General features: G+C 69.4%; 18 protein-coding genes. 11 read left to right on the top strand and 7 right to left on the bottom strand.

The genetic code is table 11. The features are described from left to right. Nucleotides 1-2 precede the first annotated feature (2 nt). The 8 genes from WS51_RS30355 to WS51_RS30320 all read left to right on the top strand — a co-directional run bounded on the left by WS51_RS30355 (nt 3) and on the right by WS51_RS30320 (nt 10,615). The gene (locus WS51_RS30355; RefSeq protein ID WP_081333645.1) at nt 3-1,148 is read left to right on the top strand and encodes an amidohydrolase family protein; all 1,146 of its coding nucleotides are present in this window, start codon (nt 3-5) and stop codon (nt 1,146-1,148) included. 142 nt (nt 1,149-1,290) lie between these two features. Further along, nucleotides 1,291-2,421: an FAD binding domain-containing protein gene (locus WS51_RS30350; RefSeq protein ID WP_059507935.1), complete on the top strand. Its 1,131-nt coding sequence runs from the start codon at nt 1,291-1,293 to the stop codon at nt 2,419-2,421. A 197-nt stretch (nt 2,422-2,618) separates the two neighbouring features. Further along, nucleotides 2,619-3,899 carry a c-type cytochrome gene (locus WS51_RS30345; protein WP_059545903.1) on the top strand — a complete coding sequence of 427 codons (1,281 nt, stop codon included), beginning with the start codon at nt 2,619-2,621 and terminating at the stop codon, nt 3,897-3,899. After that, nucleotides 3,896-4,396, top strand: a complete 501-nt coding sequence (locus tag WS51_RS30340) for a (2Fe-2S)-binding protein (protein WP_059447373.1) — start codon at nt 3,896-3,898, stop codon at nt 4,394-4,396. Before WS51_RS30345 ends, WS51_RS30340 begins: the two co-directional genes overlap by 4 nt. Further along, complete coding sequence (locus tag WS51_RS30335; protein WP_069230346.1) at nt 4,396-6,657, top strand: xanthine dehydrogenase family protein molybdopterin-binding subunit; 2,262 nt, start codon at nt 4,396-4,398, stop codon at nt 6,655-6,657. The genes WS51_RS30340 and WS51_RS30335 overlap by 1 nt, the downstream gene beginning before the upstream one ends. A gap of 71 nt (nt 6,658-6,728) precedes the next feature. Next, nucleotides 6,729-7,646 carry a LysR family transcriptional regulator gene (locus tag WS51_RS30330; protein ID WP_059447375.1) on the top strand — a complete coding sequence of 306 codons (918 nt, stop codon included), beginning with the start codon at nt 6,729-6,731 and terminating at the stop codon, nt 7,644-7,646. Nucleotides 7,647-8,134: 488 nt separating this feature from the next. Continuing rightward, nucleotides 8,135-9,352, top strand: a complete 1,218-nt coding sequence (locus tag WS51_RS30325) for an MFS transporter (RefSeq protein WP_059545899.1) — start codon at nt 8,135-8,137, stop codon at nt 9,350-9,352. A gap of 159 nt (nt 9,353-9,511) precedes the next feature. Continuing rightward, the gene (locus WS51_RS30320) at nt 9,512-10,615 is read left to right on the top strand and encodes an alkene reductase (protein WP_059545897.1); all 1,104 of its coding nucleotides are present in this window, start codon (nt 9,512-9,514) and stop codon (nt 10,613-10,615) included. Between the two features lie 113 nt (nt 10,616-10,728). Here the strand turns inward: WS51_RS30320 and WS51_RS30315 are convergent, their stop codons facing one another. From WS51_RS30315 to WS51_RS30305, 3 genes are all read right to left on the bottom strand, one after another. Then, entirely contained in the window at nt 10,729-11,400 is a 672-nt protein-coding gene (locus WS51_RS30315; RefSeq protein WP_059545895.1) for an HD domain-containing protein, read from the bottom strand. 87 nt (nt 11,401-11,487) lie between these two features. Beyond that, entirely contained in the window at nt 11,488-13,368 is a 1,881-nt protein-coding gene (locus WS51_RS30310) for an amidohydrolase (RefSeq protein WP_069230345.1), read from the bottom strand. 119 nt (nt 13,369-13,487) lie between these two features. After that, the gene (locus tag WS51_RS30305) at nt 13,488-16,379 is read right to left on the bottom strand and encodes an ATP-binding protein (protein WP_069230396.1); all 2,892 of its coding nucleotides are present in this window, start codon (nt 16,377-16,379) and stop codon (nt 13,488-13,490) included. A gap of 417 nt (nt 16,380-16,796) precedes the next feature. Here WS51_RS30305 and WS51_RS30300 point away from each other — a divergent pair, with 417 nt between their 5' ends. Further along, nucleotides 16,797-17,705, top strand: coding sequence for a helix-turn-helix domain-containing protein (locus tag WS51_RS30300; protein ID WP_069230344.1), 909 nt, complete (start codon nt 16,797-16,799; stop codon nt 17,703-17,705). 62 nt (nt 17,706-17,767) lie between these two features. On the opposite strand, the gene WS51_RS30295 is transcribed toward WS51_RS30300, so the two are convergent. Further along, complete coding sequence (locus WS51_RS30295; RefSeq protein WP_059545891.1) at nt 17,768-18,409, bottom strand: DsbA family oxidoreductase; 642 nt, start codon at nt 18,407-18,409, stop codon at nt 17,768-17,770. A gap of 104 nt (nt 18,410-18,513) precedes the next feature. Here WS51_RS30295 and WS51_RS30290 point away from each other — a divergent pair, with 104 nt between their 5' ends. Continuing rightward, nucleotides 18,514-19,419 carry a LysR family transcriptional regulator gene (locus tag WS51_RS30290; RefSeq protein ID WP_059545889.1) on the top strand — a complete coding sequence of 302 codons (906 nt, stop codon included), beginning with the start codon at nt 18,514-18,516 and terminating at the stop codon, nt 19,417-19,419. 18 nt (nt 19,420-19,437) lie between these two features. On the opposite strand, the gene WS51_RS30285 is transcribed toward WS51_RS30290, so the two are convergent. Genes WS51_RS30285 through WS51_RS30275 form a run of 3 tightly spaced genes read right to left on the bottom strand, consistent with a single transcriptional unit; the run spans nt 19,438 to nt 22,617 of the window. Beyond that, nucleotides 19,438-20,880 (bottom strand): alginate export family protein, encoded by a 1,443-nt coding sequence (locus tag WS51_RS30285; RefSeq protein ID WP_059545937.1) that lies wholly within the window; start codon nt 20,878-20,880, stop codon nt 19,438-19,440. A 14-nt stretch (nt 20,881-20,894) separates the two neighbouring features. Further along, a complete protein-coding gene (locus tag WS51_RS30280; RefSeq protein WP_069230343.1) occupies nt 20,895-21,836 on the bottom strand; it encodes a VOC family protein in 942 nt (313 codons plus the stop codon). 49 nt (nt 21,837-21,885) lie between these two features. Continuing rightward, nucleotides 21,886-22,617, bottom strand: a complete 732-nt coding sequence (locus WS51_RS30275) for a YoaK family protein (RefSeq protein ID WP_069230342.1) — start codon at nt 22,615-22,617, stop codon at nt 21,886-21,888. 364 nt (nt 22,618-22,981) lie between these two features. Between WS51_RS30275 and WS51_RS30270 the strand changes: the two genes are divergently transcribed. After that, nucleotides 22,982-23,701, top strand: coding sequence for a TetR/AcrR family transcriptional regulator (locus WS51_RS30270; protein ID WP_059507922.1), 720 nt, complete (start codon nt 22,982-22,984; stop codon nt 23,699-23,701). The last annotated feature ends 80 nt before the right edge of the window (nt 23,702-23,781 follow it).

The raw sequence follows: 23,781 nt of genomic DNA, 5'->3' as shown, positions 1-23,781 counted from the left end.
TCATGAGACATCCCACGTTGACCTGCACCTGCTGCCCGTCGCCGGCCCGGCGACGCCTGCTCGGCACGTTCGCCGCGCTCGCCGGCGCCGCCATGGCCGGCCGCCCGGCCTCGGCCGCCGAAAGCGCGGACACGCCGGCCGCATCGTCGGCCCGACCGACACCGCGCCCGCGCGCGATCGATATCCACGCGCACTACTACCCCGAAAGCTTTTGCGATCTGGTCGGCGGCGAAGGCAAGCGCTTCGGCGGATCGTTCACGTGCGACGACACATCGTTCACGTTCCGCACGCCCGCTGGTGGCCTCGGGCCTCTGCCGATGAAATTCATCGACGTCGATGCCCGACTCAAGGACATGGATGCGTCCGGCGTCGACGTCCAGGCGCTGTCGCTCAGCGTGCCGATGGCGTACTGGGGCGACCGCGCGTTCAATGCGAAGCTCGCGCGCGACTGGAACGCGGCCGCGTCGCGCGTCTACCAGCGGCATCCGGCGCGATTCGCGGTACTCGCGACGCTGCCGATGCTGAACGCGACCGACGCGATCGACGAACTCGAGCGCGCCGCGCAGTTGCCGGGTGTGCGCGGCGTATACATGGGCACCAACATCGACAATCGCGATCTCGACGATCCGTTGTTCGCGCCCGTCTTCGCGCGCATCGAGCAACTGAACCTGCCCGTGTTCCTGCATCCGCAGCAAACGGTCGGCGGCGCGCGGCTCGGCGATTTCTACCTGAGCAACCTGCTCGGCAATCCGTTCGACACGGCGATCGCGGGTGCGCACCTGATCCTGGGCGGCGTGCTCGACCGCCATCCGGGCCTGCACTTCACGTTGCCGCATGCGGGCGGCGCGTTGCCGATCATCGCGGGGCGCCTCGACGCGGGCTGGACCGTGCGGCCCGAGACGCGCCGGCTCGCACAAAAGCCCAGCAGCTATCTGCGGCGCTTCAGCTACGACACGGTGTCCCATTCCGGGCCCGTGCTGGAGTTCCTGATCGCGAACGTCGGCGTCGACCGGCTCGTGCTCGGCAGCGACTACTGCTTCGACATGGGTTACGACCAGCCGGTCCGCTTTCTCGACCGCCTCGACCTGACGGCCGAACAGCGCGCGATGATCGTCGGCGGCAATGCGGGCAAGCTGCTGCGGATCTAGCGCGAGGGCCGCCGGGCGCGATGCATGCGCGGCCAGCGCAGGCCGCCGCCGCGCATGACATGATCCGGTGCATGACGCAGGCAGCGCGCGCCGTCTCGCCGTCCGGCGAGCATCCGTCTGCCGCACACGGGAGCTTACGCACATGAAGATAGTGATTGCAGGCGGCTCGATCGCGGGCCTCTCGGCCGCGCTGACGCTCGATTGCATCGGCCACGACGTGACGGTCTGCGAGCGCTCGCCCGTGCCGTTGCGCGGACAAGGCGGCGGCGTCGCCGTGCTGCGCCGCATGATGGCGTTTCTCGAACAGCATGGCCATCACTGCCGTCGAACGATCAGCGTGCCGACACACCGGCGGCGCTGGATCGACCGCGACGGCGCGCTCACGCGGGACGAGCCCGAGATCCTCCCGTTCTCGTCGTGGGATGCCGTCTACCGGTCGCTTTGCGCGACGCTGCCGCCGGGGCGGATTCGCTACGGTAGCGCGGTAACCGGCTTCGCACAGGATGCCGAAGGCGTCGATGTGCACCTCGACGGCGAGCGGCTCCGCGCGGACGTGCTGCTCGCGGCCGACGGCACCGGTTCGCGTCTGCGCGCGCGGCTCTTTCCCGGCTATGCGCCGTCGTTCGCCGGCTATCTCGCGTGGCGCGGCATCGTCGACGAAGCCGATTTCGATGCCGACGCGGTCGCAACGCTGGTGGAGAACATGACGCTGCACAACGCGCCGGGCGAGCTGTTCATGGCTTTTCTGATTCCCGGGCTGGACGGATCGCTCGAGCCGGGCACGCGCCGCTTCAACTGGCTCTGGTATCGCAACGAAACCGATCCCGACGCACTGCGCCGCCACCTGACGGATCGTGCCGGGCACGTCCACCATGCATCGATCCCGCCGGGACAGCTCGCCGACGAGGCCGTCGCGATGCTGCGCCGGCTCGCCGCCGACCGTCTGCCGGCGACGCTGTCGCAACTCGTGCTGGCGACGCGCGCACCGTTCGTCCAGGCGATCTTCGATGCGTTGAGCCCCGGCTTCGCCGACGGCCGCGTCGCGCTGGTCGGCGACGCGGCCTGCACGGTGCGCCCGCATACCGCGTCCGGCACGTCGAAGGCGGCGCACGATGCGGTGTCGCTGGCCGAGTCGCTGCCCGCGGATGCACCCGACGTGGTGCAGCGACTGGCCCGATGGTCCGCGCAGCGGCGCACGGAAGTGATGTCGCTGCTCGAGAAAGGGCCGCAGCTTGCCGCGTCTTTCGGCCTCGGCACGCCGCGCGCGCAATGACGACCGTGTTCAGAACGTTTCAGCGCGGCTTCAGGATCTGACGACGACGCCCGCGTAGACTGCCTGCATCAGCCGCGCACGAGCGTTGCCCGTGCGTGGCCCCTTCCCCGGAGTGACGCGTTGAATTCCGCCGCGAATCTCCGCCGGTATCCGGCCGCCGCACGCTTGCGCGACGGATCGGCCCGCGTGGAGCATATATGAAGCACAAACGACTCTGGTTCGGTGCCGCCGGCATCGCGATCGTCGGCCTCGCGGTCGCGATCGGCATCATGTACGAGCCGTCGATCGCGCCGATCGATCCGCCCGCGCGCGCGTCGTTCGATCCGCAGCTCGTCCGGGCAGGCGCGCGCGTCGTCGCGCTCGGCGACTGTGTCGTCTGTCATACCGCGAAGGACGGCAAGCCGTTCGCGGGCGGCCTGCCGCTCGCGACGCCGTTCGGCACGATCTATGCGACCAACATCACGCCGGATGCCGAGACCGGCATCGGCCGCTGGTCGCAGGCGGCATTCGCGCGCGCGCTGCGCAGCGGCATCGCCCGCGACGGCCATCTGCTCTATCCGGCGTTTCCCTACATTCATTTCACGCGGATGTCCGACGACGATATCGCGGCCGCCTATGCGTACCTGATGACGCGCGAGCCCGTTCGCGCGACGGCGCCCGCGAACGACCTGATCTTCCCGCTCAACTTCCGCCCGCCGCTGGCGTTCTGGAATATCCTGTTCCTGCGCAAGGGCGCCTACCAGCCCGACCCGTCGCAATCCGCGCAATGGAATCGCGGCAAGGCGCTCGTCGACGGCCTCGGGCACTGCGCGTCCTGCCATTCGCCGCTGAACGCGATTGGCGGCGAACAGGCCGGCAAGGCGTTCGACGGCGGCATCGTCGACGGCTGGGAAGCGCCGCCGCTCAATACGCTCGGCCACGCCGCGCGCCCGTGGACGCAGGCGCAACTGGTCACGTACCTGCGCACCGGCCGCGCGAGCGAGCATGGCGCGGCCGCCGGGCCGATGCTGCCGGTCACGCGCGATCTCGCGACGGTGCCGGTCGAAGACGTCGAAGCCATCGCGACCTACATCCTGTCGATCCAGAAGCCCGGCGGCCCGCGTCCCGCGGCGAGCGCCGAAGCGCGCAACGCGGCGTCGCCCGCCGCGCAGCGCGGCGCCGTGCTGTTCCAGGCGTCGTGCGCGCAATGCCACGGGCCCGCGTCGCCGATGCAGTCGATCGGCGAGCGGCCGACGCTCGCGTTCAGCTCGGCGCTTGGCGCCGACACGCCGCGCAATGCGATCCAGATGATCTTCAACGGAAACGGCTGGCATGGCGAGGACACGCTGAATTACATGCCGTCCTACCTCGACCAGTATGACGACGCGCAGATCGCGGACCTCGCCGCATACATCCGCGCCGCCTACTCCGATCGCCCCGCGTGGACCGGCGTCGAAGCAATGGCCGCGAAGCTCAGAAAGGAGGACAGCGCGCAATGATCACCCTCACCGTGAACGGCGTGCAGCACACGCTCGACATCGACCCGTCCACGCCGCTGCTTTACGCGTTGCGCAACGACCTGCACCTGCACGGCGCGAAGTTCGGCTGCGGCCTCGGGCAATGCGGCGCGTGCACCGTGATCGTCGGCGACAAGCCGACGTTCTCGTGCCTGATCCCGGTCGCCGCGATCGGCACGCGCAACGTCAGGACCGTCGAGAGCCTCGGCAGCGCCGAACATCCGGGCAAGCTCCAGCAAGCGTTCATCGATCACCAGGCCGCGCAGTGCGGCTACTGCATCGCGGGGATGATCATGCGCGCGCAGGCGCTGCTCGAACGCAATCCGAAGCCGACCGAACGCGAGCTGCGCACCCACATGGAACCGAACCTGTGCCGGTGCGGCACGCATATGCGGATCCTGGCGGCCGTACGCCAGGTCGCGGGGCTGCCGCAGCCGGAACCGTCCGCCGCGCCCGTCACGATCAACAAGGAACTCTGATGAACGCCCCCGACGACATCGACGAAGGCCGCCGGCACTTCATGGTTTCCGGCGCGCTCTTCGTCGCGTTCACGCTGGCGCCCGCCGCGCGGGCGCTCGCCGAAGTCGTGATCGCGGACGAAGGCGCCGCCGTCCACGTCGGCAAGGCCACCGAAACGCTGGCCGGCAGCCTGAAGACCAATCCGCTGCTGGACGCGTGGATCAAGATCGCGCCCGACGGCAAGGTCACCGTGTTTACCGGCAAGGTGGAGCTCGGCACCGGCGTGCGCACCGCGTTGCTGCAGGTGGCCGCCGAGGAGCTGAACATGAAGCCCTCGCTGATCACGTTCCTGACCGCCGATACCGGCGCGTCCCCCGACGAGGGCCTGACGGCCGGCAGCCACACGATGGCCGACAGCGGCTCCGCGCTGCTGAACGCCGCCGCGCAAGTGCGCGGCCTGCTGGTCGACGGCGCGGCGAAGCAGTTCGGCGTCGATCCGCGCACGCTGACCGTCGCCGACGCCGTCATCAAGGCGCCGGACGGCCGCACGATGCGTTACGCCGACGCGGTGCGCACCGTCGACCTGCACCGCAACGCCACGCCGAGCTCACCGCTGAAGCCGCCGGCCACGTTCGCCGTGATCGGCACGTCGCTGCCGCGCGTGGACATTCCGAACAAGGTCACGGGCGGCGTCAGCTACGTGCAGGACATGACGTTGCCCGGCATGCTGCACGCGCGCGTCGTGATGCCGCCGGTGTACGACGCGAAGCTGCTGTCGTTCGACGAAGCCGCGATCCTGAAGATGCCGGGCGTCGTGCGGATCGTGCGCAACGGCAGCATGCTCGCCGTCGTCGCGCAGGGAGAATGGCAGGCGGTGGTCGCGCAACGCGCGCTGGCGGCCGGCTGCCGCTGGTCCGACGGACGGACGCTGCCCGATCGCGAGACGGTCCATGAGGATCTGAAGCGCATCGCCACCCAGCGCATCGAGATCGCCAACACGCATGCGCCGAGCGCGCCCGCGACGAAGACGCTCTCCGCCACGTTCCTGAAGAACTACCTGCTGCATGGCTCGATCGGGCCATCGTGTTCGGTCGCCCATCTCGAGAACGGCACGCTGACGGTGTGGACCCACTCGCAGGGCGTGTATCCGCTGCGCGACGCGCTCGCCGAGATGCTGTCGATGCCGAAGGCGAGCGTGCGCTGCATCCACACCGAGGGTTCCGGCTGCTACGGGCACAACGGCGCGGACGACGCCGCCGCGCATGCGGCGCTGATCGCGGCCGCGATGCCGGGCAAGCCGATCCGCGTGCAGTGGATGCGCGAGCAGGAACACACGTGGGACCACTTCACGCCGGCGATGGTCACCGAGCTCAGCGCGTCGCTCGACGCGGGGGGCCGCATCGTCGACTGGCAGTACGCGCTGTGGAGCAGTTCGCATAACGAGCGCATCGTCAACGCGGGCCGGTTGCTGCCCGCGCGCATGCTCGAGCCGCCGTTCGTGCCCGCGCCGTCGACGCCGATGCTGCAGCCCGAGGGCGGCGGCGATCGCAACGCGATCCCGCTGTACGCACTGCCGAACATGCACATCGTCAACAACTTCTCGCCGACGATGCCGCTGCAGACTTCCGCGATGCGCTCGCTCGGCGCGCACACCAACGTGTGGGCCATCGAAAGCTTCATGGACGAGCTCGCGCACGCCGCCGGCATCGATCCGGTCGAATTCCGCCTGCGTCACATGCAGGATCATCGCGCGCGCCAGGTGATCCAGCTCGCCGCGACCAAATTCGGCTGGCCGCGGCCGCCGCGCGCGCGCAATCGCGGCGTCGGCTTCGCGTTCGGCAAATACAAGAACCTGATGGCGTACGTCGCGATCGCGGTCGACATCACGGTCGTGCCGGAGACGGGCCACGTGACGCTCGACCACGCGGAAGTCGCCGTCGACGCCGGCCAGATCGTATCGCCCGACGGCATCCGCAACCAGATCGAGGGCGGCATCGTGCAGGCGGCCAGCTGGACGCTGTACGAGGCGCTGCAATACGATACGCGACGCATCCGCAGTTTCGACTGGAGCAGCTATCCGATCCTGCGTTTCTCGGCCGCGCCGCAAAGCCTGAAGGTGCATCTGATCAATAGCCCCGGCGCGCCGTTCCTCGGCGCGGCCGAAGCGTCGATGGGCCCGACCGCCGGCGCGCTGGCCAACGCGATCTTCGACGCGACCGGCCAGCGCATGCGCGAAATGCCGTTCGCCGGCGATTCGCTCAGGAAACGCATCGACGCATAGCCGAATATCACGACCGATCGCGCCGGCACGAACCGGCGTCGACAACCAGACAGGCTGGAGATTTCTCAACGATGGATACCTTGCTTTCGATGCGCGTGTTCACGCGCATCGTCGAGACGGGCAGCTTCACGCGCGCGTCGGACACCACCGGACTCACGACGCCGCGCGTGTCCGCGCTGCTGAGCACGCTCGAGCAACATCTCGGCTGCCGGCTGCTGAACCGCACGACACGCCGCATCTCGCTGACCGAGGACGGGCAGGCCTATTACGAACGCTGCGTCGGCGTGCTGCGCGAGATCGACGACATGGAAGCGGCCGTGTCGCAGGCGCGCAACGTGCCGCGCGGCCGCCTGAAGGTGAACCTGCCGCCGGCGATGGCCAAGCAGATCATGGTGCCCGCGCTGCCGGAGTTTCTCGCCGCCAACCCGGGCATCTCGGTCGAGCTCGGCGTGACCGACCGGCAGATCGATCTCGTCGGCGAAGGTGTCGATTGCGTCGTGCGCGTCGGCGCGCTCGACGATTCGGGGATGATCGCGAAGCGGATCGGCAGCCTCACGACCTGCACGTGCGCGGCCCCCGCGTATCTCGAGCGGTGCGGCGCCCCCGAAACGGTGGACGACCTGACGCAGCACGTCGCGGTCAGCCACATCTCGGCCGACACGGGCCGGCCGCGGCCTTGGGACTATGTCGTCGACGGCGAACCGCGCATCGTGCAGATGTGCGGCACGGTCGCGGTAAACGACGCCGACACGTACATCGAATGCGGTGTCGCGGGGATCGGGCTGATCAAGACGTCGCTGTACCTGGTCGAGCCGTACCTGAAATCGGGGCGCCTGCGCGAGGTGCTCACCGACTTCAACGCGCCGCCGCGGCCGATCTCGATCCTGTATCCGCCGAACCGGCACACGCCCGTGAAACTCAAGCTCTTCGTCGACTGGCTCGCGGGCCTGTTCGCGGAGATTCCGACGCTGCAGGGCAAGCGCGGCTGAAGGCGGCGCCCTCGTCGAACCCTTGTCGAGCCCTCGTCGGGCCGCGCATGAAACAAGTGAACCACGGCCGCGCGTCGGGGCAATGCAGTCCGCGTGATCCGGACTGGCTCAGGCGCCTCGTGGTCGGCGATATCCGCGCCGCGCGCGGCGGGCTCGCTTCACGCGCGCGCACACGCTGCCGCACGACACCCGTGACATCGCGACGCAAACCGCGTCGCGAGCAGCCATACGCCACGTCGCGCCGGCCAGCCACCCATGCCCCGGCATCCCGCGCGCGACCGAACCGGGCCTCGGCGCCCGTGCATGAATCGGGGCACGATCCCCCCTTTGCGCGCCGCGCAATGCTCGATTGCGCAGCAGGTGTATTCCCTTGTTATCGGGCGATCAATAATCTGACGGCAATGCGGCGGTTGTCGTTTCGCCGCACCGGCAATCGCAACGCTCGCCCGAGAAACGGGCTCCCGACATCTCTCTTCAAGGAGTCGACCATGTCAGCAGAATCCACCCCGCTCGCGCCTCACGGGCACGCGGCCAAGCTCACGCAGGGCCTCATCCTGCTGTTCGCGTTCAGTTGCGGCGCGATCGTCGCGAACCTGTACTACGCGCAGCCGATCACCGAACTCATCGCGCCCAGCCTGCACATGTCCGGCGAAACCGCGAGCCTCATCGTGTCGCTGACGCAGATCGGCTATGCATTCGGCCTGTTCTTCATCGTGCCGCTCGGCGACCTGCTCGAGAACCGCAAGCTGATGATCACGACCGCCGTCGTGTCGATCGCGAGCCTGGCGGCCGCGGCGATGGTGCAGACGCCCGGCCCGTTTCTCGCGATCTCGCTGCTGATCGGCTTCAGCTCGGTCGCCGTGCAGATCCTCGTGCCGCTCGCCGCGCACCTGGCGCCCGATCATTCGCGCGGCCGCGTGGTCGGCACGATCATGAGCGGGCTGCTGCTCGGCATCCTGCTCGCGCGTCCGCTGTCGAGCGTGGTGGCCGATGCGTTCGGCTGGCGCTTCGTGTTCGCGGCCGCCGCCGTGCTGATGACGCTCGTGACGGCCGTGCTCGCGCTGACGATTCCGTCGCGCCAGCCCGACCACCGCGCGACGTATTTCGAACTGATCGGCTCGCTGCTGCATCTCGTGCGCACGATGCCGGTGCTGCGCCATCGCGCGTTCTACCAGGGCCTGATGTTCGCGTCGTTCAGCCTGTTCTGGACGGCCGTGCCGGTCGAGCTCACGCGTCATTACGGCCTGTCGCAATCGGCCATCGGCCTGTTCGCGCTGGTCGGTGCAATCGGCGCGACGTCGGCGCCCGTCGCCGGCCGCCTCGCGGATGCCGGCCATACGGTACGGGCCACGCTGATCGCACTGGTCGCCGGCGCGCTGTCGTATGCGGTCGCGCTGGTCCACGGCGCCGGGCTGTACGGCCTCGTCGTCACCGGCATCGTGCTCGACTTCGCGGTGCAGATGAACATGGTGCTCGGCCAACGCGAGATCTACGCGCTGCATGCGGCGAGCCGCAATCGCCTGAATGCGCTGTACATGACGAGCATCTTCGTCGGCGGTGCCGTGGGCTCCGCGCTGGCGAGCCCGCTGTACGAGCATGGCGGCTGGCCGCTCGTCGCGGCCGTCGCCGGCGTGTTCCCGATCGTCGCGCTCGCCCACTACCTCGCGATCGGGCGGCCGCACGCGCAACGCCACGCACAGGCCTGAACCGGCGCCGGCACCGGTTCACGCGAACGCCGCTCAGGCCGCTCGCGCAACGGAACGCTGCCGGCACGTCATCTCCGACTTCCCGCAGGGCCGGCCCCCGCACCGTCCGCAACCGGACGCTACGCGACACCGCCCTGCCCCTCGCAAAAGGAATCCATCATGTCTTCCCTGCTCAGCCACTACGATCTGCGCGGCCTGCCGCTTCCCAACCGTATCGTGATGGGCCCGATGACGCGTTCTCGCGCGCCGTCGCGCGGCCAGCCGACTGCGCTCATGGCCGAGTACTACGCGCAGCGCGCGTCCGCCGGCCTGATCGTCACCGAAGCGACCAACGTCAGCCCGGCTTCCGCGGCGTTCGAGCTGACGCCCGGGCTCGTCACCGACGAACAGGCGGCCGGCTGGAAACAGGTCACCGACGCGGTCCATGCAAACGGCGGGCGCATCTTCGCGCAGCTGTGGCACGGCGGCCGCGTCAGCTCGCTGACGCTGCTCGGCGGCGAAGCGCCGCTGTCGCCGTCCGGCGTCAACGACGATCTCGAACAGCTGCAGGTGTGGGCGCAGTTGCAGAACGGCTACTACACGAAGATTCATGCGACGCCGTCGCGCGCGATGACGACCGACGAAGTCGCCGCGACAGTCGAGGAGTTCCGCCTGGCGGCGCGTCGCGCGAAGGCGGCCGGCTTCGACGGCGTCGAGATTCACGCCGCCAACGGCTACCTGCCGCACCAGTTCCTGTCGTCGACGCTGAACCGCCGCGACGACCGCTACGGCGGCTCGCTCGCGAACCGCGCGCGCTTCCTCGAGGAAATCGTCGATGCGGTCGGCGGCGAGCTGCCGCTCGATCGCGTGGGCGTGCGCATCTCGCCGTACGCGAAGTACAACAACGTGCGCGACGCGGATCCGGATGCGACCTACGCGTACGTCGGCCGCATGCTCGACGAAGCCGGCGTCGCCTACGTGCACGCCGCGGACACCAACGGCTGGAGCGGCGAGCCCGACCTGCCGCGCATCGTCGCCAATACGCGCAACGCGTATCGCGGCACATTGATCGTCAACGGCGGCATCGCGCCGGACGCCGCGAATGCGCTGATCGACGCGGGCGATGCCGATCTCGTCGCATTCGCGCGCGCATACATCGCGAACCCCGATCTCGTCGAGCGCATCGCGGCGAATGCGCCGCTCGCCGCGCCGAAGACGGTCGGCTGGTATGGCGGCGACCGTGCGGGCTACGTCGACTACGCGCGTCACGACGGGGCGGCGTGAACGCCCGAATACGCCGCAGACGGCAGGCCGGCTGCCCGGCTGCCCGGCTGCCCGGCTGCCGCTGCGGCCGGCTCGGCCGCCGGGATCGCGAAACGCGCGCTCGGGCGATGCGTTCAGCCCTCCTGCCAGCGCGCACCGAGCACGCGGCCGCAGAAATTCGGCCGGCGAAAATCCGGATCTGCACGTTCGAGCACGTCCGCGCTCCAGGTGCCGAACGTGGACGCAGGCCGATGCGCGACGCCGCGCGCGAGCGCATCGAGGAACGCATCGGCAAACCCTTCGCCGCGCGGGTAGGCGGCGACCAGTGCGCGGCGCTCGTCCGCCGAATACGCGTCGAGGCCGGTCGCCATCAGGTCGGTCGACACGGCGAACGCCAGCACACGCGCGAGCGGCGACACGCGCGCGGCCACACCGGGCGTCGTATGCAGCGCAATCGCGCGCCACACGTCGTCGCACAGGTGCTGCGACGTCTGGTGCCGCAGCAGGAACGCCCGCGCGGCGTCGGCGCTGTCGAGCTCGTAGCGCTCGGTGGAGCGGCAGTAGGCCGGGCTCAGGCCCATGTTCGCGTACATCGCGGCCACGTACAGCGCATCGGCATCGAGCGTCTCGCCGGCGCGGCGCGCGGCAAGCGACGCGAGGACGAACACCCGGCAGGCATGATCGGCGATCACCCGCGGCAGCGACGCGCGCGCGGCCTCGACGGCTTCGATCGTCATCGGCGTCCGGGGAATGCGAACGCCGGCGACTTCGTCGTCCGCCGGTGCACACGTGTGCGCAAAACTCATGTCGTCTCCTTCCGCCCGCTGCCGGGGCTCAAATTGTCCATTGGCCGCACGATACGCTCCGGCACCGCCGTCCCGCCGCCGGCCGTCCTAAAAGGCGGCACCGTAGCGGACGAATCCTTCGCATTGCTCGGCGACGTCCCGCACGGCCGCCTGCACGCACTGCGCGAAACGCCTCGCATGACCGCGCGCGACGCGCGCATCCGGGTTGCCGTCCGCGCTCGCGCGCATCAGCATCGACGCCGTCGAACGACGCCGCGCGAATCCGCCGAACTCGGCCACCGGCGACCACGCGGGACTGACCGGCAATGGCGGCGGCGCCAGCGTTTCGAATTCGTCGTCCGCATGCACGACCTTGCCGTCGACGACCGTCAGCACCGACGCCAGCGACTTGATCCGCGCCTCGTCGATCGTGAAATAGTCGTCCGTCAGCACCGCGAAATCCGCATACTGGCCCGGCACCAGCGCGCCCTTGCAATCGTCTTCGTTCGAGAACCACGCGCTGCCGACCGTATAGCGGCGCAGCGCCTCCATGCGGTCGAGCCGGTTGCGTTCGGGATACAGCGCCGTGCCGCCGACCGTGCGCCCGGACACCATCCAGTACAGCGACACGAACGGGTTGTAGCTCGCGATGCGTGTCGCGTCGGTGCCGGCGCCGACCGGCAGCCCGGCGTCGAGCATCGCGCGGATCGGCGGCGTGCGCGTGGCGGCCTGCGCGCCGTAGCGTGCGATGAAGTACTCGCCCTGAAACGCCATCCGGTGCTGGACCGTCACGCCGCCGCCGAGCGCGGCGATGCGCGCGATGTTCGCGTCCGAAATCGTCTCGCAGTGATCGAAGAACCAGCGCAGCCCGTCGAACGGAATCTCGCGGTTCACGGCTTCGAGCACGTCGAGGAAGCGGCCGATCGATTCGTCGTAGGTCGCGTGCAGCCGGAACGGCCAGCGGTGCCGCACCAGCAGCCGGACCACCTCGGTCAGTTCGGTCTCGAGCGCGGCCGGCAGATCGGGGCGCGGTTCGAGGAAATTGCCGAAATCCGCGGCCGAATACACGAGCAGCTCGCCCGCGCCGTTCATCCGCAGGAACGCGTCGCCGTCACCGGGCTTCGCCAGCGTCACCCAGCGCGCGTAGTCGTCTAGCTCCCGTCCCGCGTGCTGCACGAACAGGCTGTAGGCGATGCGCACCGTCATTTCGCCGCGTTGCGCAAGCGCGAGGACCGCGCCATAGTCGTCCGGATATGCCTGGAAGTCGCCGCCCGCGTCGATCGCGCTCGTCACGCCCAGACGGTTCAGCTCGCGCATGAAATGCCGCATCGAATTCATCTGGTCGTCGAGGCCGAGCTTCGGGGCCCGCTCGAGCGCCGCATGCAGGACGGACATGTCCGGACGCGCGATCAGCATGCCGGTCGGCCGGCTGAGGCGATCGCGCTGAATCTCGCCGCCGGGCGGATCGGACGTGTCGCGGCCGTAGCCGATCGCGCGCAACGCGGCCGCGTTCAGCAGCGCGCTGTCGCCCAGGTGCATGATGAAGACCGGCGTGTCGGGCGCGATCGCGTTGAGTTCGGCCACCGTCGGCCCGCGCTTTTCCGCGAACTGGAATTCGGTCCAGCCGCCGACCACGCGCACCCAGTGCGGCGCCGGCGTGCGCAGCACCTGGCGACGCAGCATGCCGAGCGCGTCGGCCAGCGTCGGCACGCCGTCCCAGCGCAGTTCCAGATTGAAGTTCAGGCCGCCGCGTATCGCGTGCAGATGCGAATCGTTGAGCCCCGGAATCACGGTGCGGCCGTTCAGGTCGATGCGTTGCGTGCGCTCGCCCGCATGGCGCATCACGTCGTGCCCGCTGCCGGTCGCGAGGATCCGGCCGTCCTTCACGGCGAGCGCGGTCACGAACGACCGCCGTTCGTCCTGCGTCGCGATCTTGCCGTTGTATACGATGAGGTCCGCCGCTTCGGCGGATGCCGTCGTCTCGAGCACCGTCAGGTCCCTCCGTTTGCGCCGAGAGCGGGTATGCGGCCGCGCGCGGCATGCATCCGGTTTGACGATCCACCGATCATCCCTTCCTCCTTGAACATTGAACGATCGCCCGCACGCCGTCACGCCGCCGACTGCATCGCATCCGCCGCCCCGTGGCGCACGCGCGCGAGGCCGGTCGACGCGCTGCTCTCCTGGCGAACGAAGTTCTGCAGACGCGCGAGGCGCCGCACGTCGAACGCGCGCGATTGCGGGTCGACCTGCCCGGACAGGTCGGCCACCAGCGACGCAGCCTGCGCGGTGCGCCCGCGCTCGATCAGGTGGTCGGCGAGATCCAGCGTGCCGCGCAGCGCCAACATCGCGGCGCCTTGCGCGTTCGCGGTATGGATCGCCGTCAGCAGGTGACGTTGCCCGTCCGCTTCGAACGCGGCCGCACGCTCCGGGTCGGCGGCGCGGGCCTGTTCGAGCGTCGCCAGCCCCCTCGCGCGCAGCAGTTCGGGCACGAACAGATGCTCGCCGTGCGCGCGGCAGCGCGCGAGCGTCGCGTCGAGCGTCGTGCATGCGTCGGCCGCTCGGCCGGTGCGCGTCAGCCCTTCCGCGTATGCAACCGTCAGCGGCGCGAGCAGGCGCCGGAATCCGCTCGCCTCGATGCGCCGCAGCGCGGGTTCGAGCCGCGCGAGGCCGGCGCCCGGATGGCCTGCCTGCATGTCGAACCGCCCGGCGAGACATTCGGCATGGTTGCGCCAGATGTCGAACCCGTTCTCGTCGGCGCTCGCGCGCAGCGTCGCGAGATAATCGGCGATCACGTCGTGGTCGCCATAGCGCAGCGCGATCGGCACGGCAGCGGCGCCCAGCACGACGCACAACGTCAGCGCCGAGCCGCTGCGGCGCGCGCGCTCGACGGCCTGCGCCGCCAGCCGCATCGCGTATTCCGGATCGCCCTGGATCCAGACGAGCCGCGTCAGCATCGTCCGGCCGAGCGTCGCGACGTCGACGCCCAGCGCCGCTTCCGCGCACGGCGGTTCACCGGCGTCGGCCAGCTCGGCCGTCGCCGCCTCGAGCCGCTCGCGTGCCTGCGCATGCTCGCCGAAGTAGTGCAGCGAGGTCGCGACCATCGCGTTCGCCAGCAACCTTTGCGGCCGGTCGCCCCGCCGCTGCGCGGCCCGCTCGAAGCGCGTCGCGTAGCGCAGCGATTCGTGAATGTCGGAGCGCGTCAGCATGGTGTTCCACAGCCCGACCAGCGCGCGCGCGTCGAACGCCTCGTCGCCGATCCGGCCGGCGAGGCCGAGTGTCCTCTCCCACATCGCGGCGGCCGTATGCGTATCGCCGTCGATATGCAGCAGCGCGGCCGCATAGCCCGCACGCAGGCGCATTTCTCGTGCAGTATCGACGGCTTCCGGTGCACCGGCGTCGAGCGCATCGAGCGCGCGTCTCGCAGATATCGCGCATTCGCGCATGCGCGCCGGCTCGAGCAACGCACGCGTGAGCCCGTCGATTTCCGCAACCTGCGGCGCGGCCGCCGCGCGTTCGCGAGGCGGCGCCACGTCCGCGGCGGGACGCAGGCTCACGCCGTGCGCGCGCTGCGCCTGGGCGAGCACGCGCGCTTCGGCCTGTTCGCGTTCGTAACGCGCATGCCGTGCGGCAACCGCGTCGAATTCGCCTTCGTTGTGCAGTTTCTCGAGCGCGTACGCGCGAGTCGATTCGGTCAGCCGATAGCGCGCCTGCGCGCCGTTGAATTCGACGGCGACCAGCGACTTCGCAACCAGTTCGCCGAGCAGCGCAACCATCTCGGCGGCCGGCATGCCCGGATCCATCGCGACGTCGCGCGCGGCGTCGAACGTAAATGGACCGATGAAGCACGCCATGCGGCGAAACAGCGATCGGGCGGCCGCATCCAGCAGCACATAGCTCCAGTCGAACGTGGCCCGCAACGTCTGATGGCGCGGCAAGGCGGATCGCAACCCGCCCGTGAGCAGGTTCAGCCTGTCGTCGAGACGCGACGCGACGACCTCGAGCCCGAGCGTCGCGACGCGTGCGGCCGCGAGTTCGATGGCGAGCGGCAACCCGTCCAGACGCCGGCAGATCTCGCCGATCAGCCTGAGGCTGGCCGCATCGACCGCGTAATCCGGCGTGGCCGCGCGAATCCGCGCGAGAAACAGCTCGACGGCGGAATGACGCGCGATCTCGTCGACGGACGCGCTGTCGTCCGGCACCGCGAGCGGACTCACGCGAAACACGGCCTCGGCCGAAATATGCAGCGGCTCGCGGCTCGTCACGAGCACGCGCGGCGTCGCGCCGTGCGACGTCAGCGTTTCGACGAGGTCGGCCACCAGATCGACGACGTGCTCCGCGTTGTCGAGCACGAGCAGGCCGCGCGTCGCGGCGAATGCATCGCCGATGCGCTCGACGGTCGGCACGCCGTCCACGTCGAGGCCGAGTTCCGTCGCAATCGCGCGCAGCACGTCGTCGCGCGTCGCCGCGCACGCCAGTTCGACGAACAGCACGCGCTGGCCCGAGCGAGCGCGCAGTTCGTGCGCGACGCGCTCGGCGAGGCTCGTCTTGCCGATGCCGCCCGCACCGACGAGCGTGACGACCGGCACCCGTTCGAGCATGTCGACGATCTGCCCGATCTCGGTCTGACGCCCGACGAGCGGCACCGGGTGGGACGCCGCATCCGCGCCGCGCGCCGCGTCGGACGCGGGCGGCGGCACCGTGTGCGCGACCGGTGGATGCGCGATCAGCAGGTAACCTCGCCCGGGCACGGTCTTGATCAGGTCGCGGTTCGGGCCGAGTGCCTTGCGCAGCGTCGCGACGTGCACCTGCAGCCGGTTCTCCTCGACGATCAGGCCCGGCCACACCGCGTCCATGATGTCGTCCTTCGACACGAGCGAGCCATTCGCGCGATGCAGTACTTCCAGTATGTCGAGCGCGCGTGCGCCGATGCGCAACGACGCGCCGTGATGGCGAATGTCGCGCTGCTCGAAATCCACCGACAAATTCCCGATCTGGATCATGGCCGCCTCCAGGTTCCCCACGATGACCGCCATGTGAACGCGCGGTTCACCGGGGCGGGAGCCCGCGCCGCGCCTGCGCGGCACGCGGGGCACGAAATGTCAAAAAGTGGGCCGAGTGTAAACACCGCATAAAGAAAAATCTTGAATGAAAATGCACTGGCGGCCGGCGCCGCGGCATGCGGCGCACGCGCGGGCAGCGCAAACCCAAACGGGGCAGTATCATGTGGCCCTGGTGCCTGCGCGTGACGTTCCCGCGCCGGCGATATCGTTCGGCAGCCGCGAAACGGATCGGCCGCGCCGATGCACTTTTCGTCAGCAAGCGGACATTTATTCAAGTTATCCTCGGCCTGTCGGGCGTGCCGTATCAACCGCACGCAACAATGCTCGCGCGCCGCACCCACCGAAGGACGCTCCATCATGTCGAATCCTCTCGTCGCGCCCGCCGCGGCGCCGCCGAAAGACACGCTCGGATGCATCGCGAGCCTGTTGTCCAAGGATATTGAAAGGTCGGCCGGCGGCCTGACGCTCCACCGCAAATGCATGCGCGACGAACAACTCGAGCGCATCGAAATGCCTGCGAGCGATCGCGGCTTCCTGATCGGCGTGTCGCTGAACGCCGGGCATCGGCGCACGATCTACGGTGGCGCCGGCAAATCCGAGCGACGCTTTCAGCGCAACTCCATCTACATTCGCGACTTTTCCCGGAATTTTCGCGCCGACCTGTACGGCAAGTTCGACTTCGTGCTGATCGAGCTGTCGCGCAGCTACCTCGACCACTTCGGCCGCGAGCACGACGGCGCCGAAATCGCCGGCCTGACCTGCGCGCCCGACGTGCAGGACCCGGTGCTCGGCCATCTCGCGCACGCGATCGCCGACAGCCTCGACGTGCCGGGCGCGCTGAACACGCTGTTCGTCGAACAGATGGGCGTCGCGATCGGCACGCATCTCGCGTGCCGGTACGGCAGCGCGCATGCGCGCGACCTGCAGCGCAAGGGCCTGCTGTCGCCGGCCAAGACGGCGCTCGCCAAGGAACTGCTGATGGAGAAGGCGGACCTCGGCGTATCGATCGAGGAAGTCGCGAACGAATGCGATCTGTCGCGCGGCTATTTCATCCGCGCGTTCTCGCGCACCACCGGCCGCACGCCGCATCAATGGCTGCTGGAGCAGCGCGTGATGCGCGCCCGCGAGCTGATCGAGACGACCGACATGACGCTCGCGGAAATCGCGGCCGCATGCGGCTTCGCCGACCAGAGCCATCTGAACCGCCTGTTCGCGCGCATCGTCGGCCATCCGCCCGGCGCATGGCGGCGCGGGATGTCGCGCTGACGCCGTCGCGCGTGGCGTCGGTTGATCGCGACGCGCCACCTCGCGGTTGAGCGCCACCGGGTTCAGTCGACCGGGTGATGCGCGGCCAGCAACGCGTCGCGAAACACGGCGGCCGGCTGCGCGCCGCTGACGATCACCGATCCGATGCGCGTCGACGGCACCGACGCGACACCCGCGCGCACCGCACCGGCCTCGAGCGCGATCACCGCGTCGCGCCCTTCGTCGGACGCGAGGAACGCCCGCACCGCGTCGCCCGGCAGACCGGCGCCCGCCGCGATCTCCGCCAGCACGTTCGCATCGCCAATATCGCGGCCGTCGCGGAAGTACGCGGCGAACAGCGCATCGACCAGCGCCGCCGCGCCGCCGCGCTGCTGCGCGAACCAGACGAGCCGGTGCGCGAGCCGGGTATTCGGCGTGCGCGCGATCCGCGCATGATCGAACACGAGGCCGGCCGCACGGCCGGCCTCGGCCACTTGCGCGTCGAGTGCCTGCGAGCGCGCCCAGCTGCCGAACTTCGCGCTGCGGTATGCGGTGCGGTCCATGCCCGCGGCCGGCATCGTCGGGTTCAGCTCGAACGGCACGAACCGGATCCGCACGTCGCCGGCCAGCCCGGCTTCGTCGATCGCCTCGACGACCCTGCGCTCGGCGATCCAGCACCACGGGCAGATGAGATCGTGGGTGATCGTGACTTCGACGGAATTCATTGCGCTCTCCTGTTGATTGCAGTTTCGAAGATAGCGCTTGCCGGCCGGCGATAGAATGCGAACGGCACGCAACGCATCGTTGCGGCACGCACAAAGGCAACGACATGGACAAATTCTCCGCGCTGCGCGCGTTCGTGGAAGTCGCGGAAGCCGGCGGCTTCTCGAGCGCGGGGCGGCGCCTCGATCTCGCGGCCTCGTCGGTGGTGCGCGCGGTGGATGCGCTCGAGGCATCGCTCGGCGCCGTGCTGCTGAACCGCACGACGCGCCAGGTCACGCTGTCCGATGCCGGCTCCGTGTACTACGCGCGGGCAAAGCGGCTGCTGGAGGAGCTCGCGGAAGCCGACGCGCTCGTCTCCGATCGAGGCGACGAGCCGTCCGGGCCGCTGCGCGTGTCGGTGCCCGTCGCGTACGGCATGCGCCGCATCGCGCCGCACATCGGGGCCTTCCTCGCGCGCTATCCGAAGCTCGACCTCGACCTGCAGCTCACCGACGAACGCGTCGATCTCGTCGCCGGCCGGATCGACGTCGCGATCCGTCTCGGCGAGGCGGCGCCGTCCGCGGAGGTGGTCGCACGGCAGCTCGGCACGTTCCATCGCTTCGTCGTCGCGAGCCACGACTACCTCGCTGCGCACGGTGCGCCGGCTACGCCGGGCGAGCTGGTCGACCATCAGTGCCTGCGCTTTCACTTCGGCGGCGACCAGCAGGCGTGGTCGTTCGCCGATGCGCACGGCACGACCAGGGTGCTGGTCACCGGACGGCTGAAGTCGAACCACATTGAAGTATTGCGCGAAGCCGCGCTCGACGGCGCCGGCGTCGCGCTGCTGCCTGACTGGCTGGTCGACGGCGACGTCCAGGCGGGCCGCCTGCGCAGGCTGTTCGAAGCGTACGACGTCATGCCCGGCGCGGCGCGCTCGGTCGTCACCGCGCTGTACCTGCCGAACCAGCGCGGCTCGAAGCGCGTCACGGCATTCATCGACTTCGTCGGGACGCTCGCGGGCGCGCCGCACTGAGCCGCGCGGCGCGCCGCGTCACCAGCCGAACTTCGCCTCGACGCCGACATAGTCGGCATTGCGCGCGCCCAGCGCGCGAATCGAATCGGCGAGCTGGAAATGCACGGCCTCGACCGCCAGCGCCGTGTTCGCATTGACGAGCCAGTCCACACGCGCCTGCGCGTACATGCCGGTCCACGCGCCGCCCTTGCCGGCCGTACCGGGCACGGCCTGCATCCCTTGTCCGTAGATCGCGTCGTTCGTCGTCGCGCGCCACTGGAAGCCGACCGCGGTCAGCACCGTCACGTTGCCGGCCGGCTTGAACGTCAGCGACGGCTTCACGTGAATCAGGTTGCTGTAGCCCGTGTAGCCGGCGAGCGTGAAGTAATAGCCGTTCGGGAACAGCGGGTTGAAGGTGCCCATGCGCCCGTCGCCAGGATGCTTGTCGCCCGACGCGCCGTCCACCTGGATGCCGATGCGCGGCGTGCCCGGCGTCTTCGCGAACGTATAGCCGCCCAACGCGCCGAACGCCCATGCACCGATCGTGTCCTGGCCGATGTGTCCGGTCTGCAGCATCGCCTCGGCGTCCCAGTCGAAACCGGATGACTTGCCCGCGTAGCGCATGTCGAACACGTCGCGCCGCTCGGTGCCGGCCCCGGCCAGATAGCGCGCGTTGTCGCGCGTGTAGCGCGACCAGTAGCCCGACAGTTCGCCCGGCCCGACCGCGTTGTGCTCGATGCGCACGCCATCGAATCTGAGGTGCCGGTTCGACACGTCGTCGAACACCGCGTCGTTGCGATACTGCACCGGGCGCGTCACATAGCCGATCAGCCGCCAGTTGCCGATTTCGTAATCGGCCCACAGCGCATCGAATGCCTGGCGCACGTTCGGGCCGTCGCGCACCGACACGAACCGCTGCAAGTCGAACGCCATCTCCTGCCGGCCGATGCGCGTCTTGAACGTGCCGCCGCCCAGCTGGTCGACATACGCGACGAACGCCTGCTCGATGTCGAGCTGGTCCTTGTCGACCGGGCCGACCGTGTCCTTGCCGAACGGCCGCGCATCGACGAACTGGACGAACGCCTGGAAGTGCCCGGCATAGCGCAGATCCGCATGCACCGTCGCGCGCTGAATCACGTAATTGTCGTCGTGCGCGGCGCCGAGCCCGAACAACGGCGCGTTGTTCAGCTCGAAGCGCTCGCGCAGGTTCGCGCCGAGCGACAGGTAGGTCGACGGATCGGCGCCCAGCGGGATGTACTTCAGCCCGTCGAGCGGCTTGCGCGGCACGCATGGATTCGCGAGCACCGACCAGTCTTCCTGCCAGCGGTTGAACAGCACCGTGGGCCGCTTCGCGGTGCATGCCGCGCCGGCGGTCGACGCCGGCGCCGCGGTTTCATCGGCGGCCGCCGCCGGCGCGGCGTACGCGGCGACGCCGCCCGCCAGCACGGCAGCCGGCAGCACGCCCCGCCACGCCCGCTTCATCGCGCGTCGCGCCATCACTTCGACCGCGCGTGGATCTCGGCGACGTAGCCGCCCGGGAACTGCACGAGCGCCGCATCGCGCCCGTCCGACGTGAAGGTCGGCACCAGCACCGTCACGCCGGCGGCCTTGGCCTTCTCCAGCGTGGCCGCGAGATCCGCCACTTCGTAGCCGGTCATCTCACGCCCGAACGGATAAGGCAGATGGCCGTCGGTGGCCAGCACGGTCATCTTGCCGAAGCCCGACTCGATGCGAATGCGGCGGTACGTGTCGTTCGGCCGGCCGATCTCGATGCCCGGCGCCTTGCGCACGTCGGACACGATCTTGCCGCGCGAGAACGCGACGAAGTCGTGCGCCAGCTTGGTCGCAGTTTCCGGCGACACGTACACGCGGTTTTCCGGCACCGTCTGCAGCGGATCGTAGTGCGGCGCCTGCGTGTGCCAGTACAGCTGCATGTTCACCCCGCCCGGCCAGCGGATGATCGCGTCGCGGCCGATCGGATCGGGGAACGTGTCGACGACCACGTCGGCGCCGTGCGCGCGCGCCGATTTCATCGCAACGTCGATGTCGGTCACGAGGTAGCCGGTGCGCTCCTGGCAGAACGGATACGGAATCGGCGTCTTGAAGCCGAACACCGAGATCGTGCCGGACGGCGTGAACACGAGCTGCGACATCGTCTGGCTCGGCGTCGGCGTGACCTGGAACACGCCCTGCTGCGACTTCTTGCCGCCGAACGTGGCGACGAAGCTGTCGGTGAAGCGGTCGAAGTCTTCAGGCGCGACGCACACGTGCGTCGTGTCGTATTGCGGGCCGACCGCGACGGCCGGCACCTTCGCGGACGAGGTGTCGAGCAGACGCGTTTCGTCCGCATGGACCGGCGCGGCTGCCAGCAATGCGCCGAGCACGACCGTCGACGCGGCCGTCATCTGCAAGACTTGTCGCAACTTCAGTGAAATCATCGAAATTCTCCTTGAAAGTGGCAAGCGCTGCCGTGCGTCGCGCACGGATTCAGCGTGATGCCGGCCCGTCGTCGGGCCGGCCGGATCGATAGGCGAGGAAGCACAGGGTCGCGAGCGGCAGCGCAAGCGCCCAGAAGGCGGCGAACACGTACGCGGCGGCCCCCGCGCCCGCGCCGAGCGCGAAGCCCGCGACCGGCGGCAGCGTGCGCCGCAGCCGCGCACGCGCGGCGTCCCGCTCGGCCGGCGCGGCGAGCGGCACCAGCCAGTCGAACGCGTCGATCACGGCCTGCGTGACGTTGCCCGTCATCACCGTGTTGGCGACGACCGAGCGCGCCGTCAGCCGGCCGTGTGCGTTCTGGACACCCATCGCCGCAGCGCCGAGCAGGCCGCACAGGATCGTGCGCGGCGCATCGGCGTCAGCGATCGGCGACGCCATCACGCCGGCCAGCATGAACCCCGCCAGCAGCACGGCCTGAAGCGCGTACAGCGAACGTGCGCGCGGGCCGTGGCCCAGCGAGCGCATCCGATGGTCGAGCACGCGCGCGCCGACGATCCCGGCGATGAAGGCCGGGAACGCGAGCCACTTGATCACGAGCCCTTGCCCGACACCGGCCAGCCCGGAGCCGATCAGGATGAAGTTGCCGGTGACGTGCGCGGTGAACAGGCCGAACAGCGCGACGAAGCCGAGCGTGTCGACGTACCCGGCGATCGACGCGAGAAATACGTCCTCGCCACGCACGTGATCGGGCGCCGCGGCACCGCTTACCGGCTGCGTCGCCATGGCCCGGCCTCCTGGATGGCGACGGTTGCGCCGGTGCACGCGATGCCTGCGCCCGGCGAGATCAGATAACGCATGGTCCGCTCCGGTTGTGCCGAACGGTCCGGCGGTGCCGACTGGCGTCCGGTCCATACGGCGGTTCGGAAGCAAGACTAGTTAAGCAGCGTCTTAATGTCATGGCGATGGCCTGAATTTTCCTGAAGATGCCGCCCGGACGCGCTGCCCGACTGAGCGGTCGACGCGACGCATCGCGCTTGCGCGACGGTTCCGCCGTCGCGCCGGCAGCCACGCCGCGTGGGTTTCTCGCGGTCCGGTCGTGTTATTTTTCGATCGATAGCCAAGCACGCACACGATCAGGAGCCGATGCATGACCGAAAGAAAACGCAGCACGCCCGCCCGCGAGCGCGGAACGGACGCCGACGGCAATGCCGTCACGCCGGGCCGGCGGCTCGCGCCGGAAGCGCGCGAGCGGCAAATCGTCGAGAAGGCGATCGAGCATTTCGCGACGCACGGCTTTTCCGGCAGCACGCGCGAGCTGGCGCGGCAGATCGGCGTCACCCAGCCGCTGCTGTACCGGTATTTCCCGAGCAAGGAGGCGCTGATCGATCGCGTGTACGACGAGGTCTACACGTGGAATCCCGACTGGGAAAAAATGATCGCGGATCGCACGGTGCCGCTGCAGGAGCGGCTCGTCGCGTTCTACCGCGCGTACGCGCAGACCATCCTGCGGCGCGAATGGATCCGCACCTTCATCTTCGCGGGGCTCAGTCGCGAGGGCTTCAACACGCGCTATCTGTCGCGGCTGCGCGAGCGCGTGTTCCTGCCGGTGCTGCGCGAATTGCGGCACGAATACGACATCGCCACGCCTGCGACGGAGGCCCAGCGCAACGCCGAAATCGAGCTCGTGTGGAGCCTGCACGCGAGCATTTTCTATTTCGGCGTGCGCAAGTGGGTCTACGGGCTGCCGGTGCCCGACGATCTCGACACCGAAATCGAACGGCTGGTCGACGCGTTTCTCCATGGCACGCCCGCTACGCTGAAGCAGCTCGCGTCCGGCGCGACCGCACGGCGACGACGACGCGGGTGACGCGGCGGCAGGCGCAGCCGACGAATTCAGAACAATTCATCCGGCGTGCCGATCGCTTCGCCTATCCTCGAAAGGCATTT

Origin of the sequence: Burkholderia territorii (genome assembly GCF_001718335.1) — a bacterium.
In the GTDB taxonomy this organism is placed as follows: Bacteria; Pseudomonadota; Gammaproteobacteria; order Burkholderiales; family Burkholderiaceae; genus Burkholderia; species Burkholderia territorii.
This window is presented reverse-complemented; position numbering and strand designations above follow the sequence as displayed.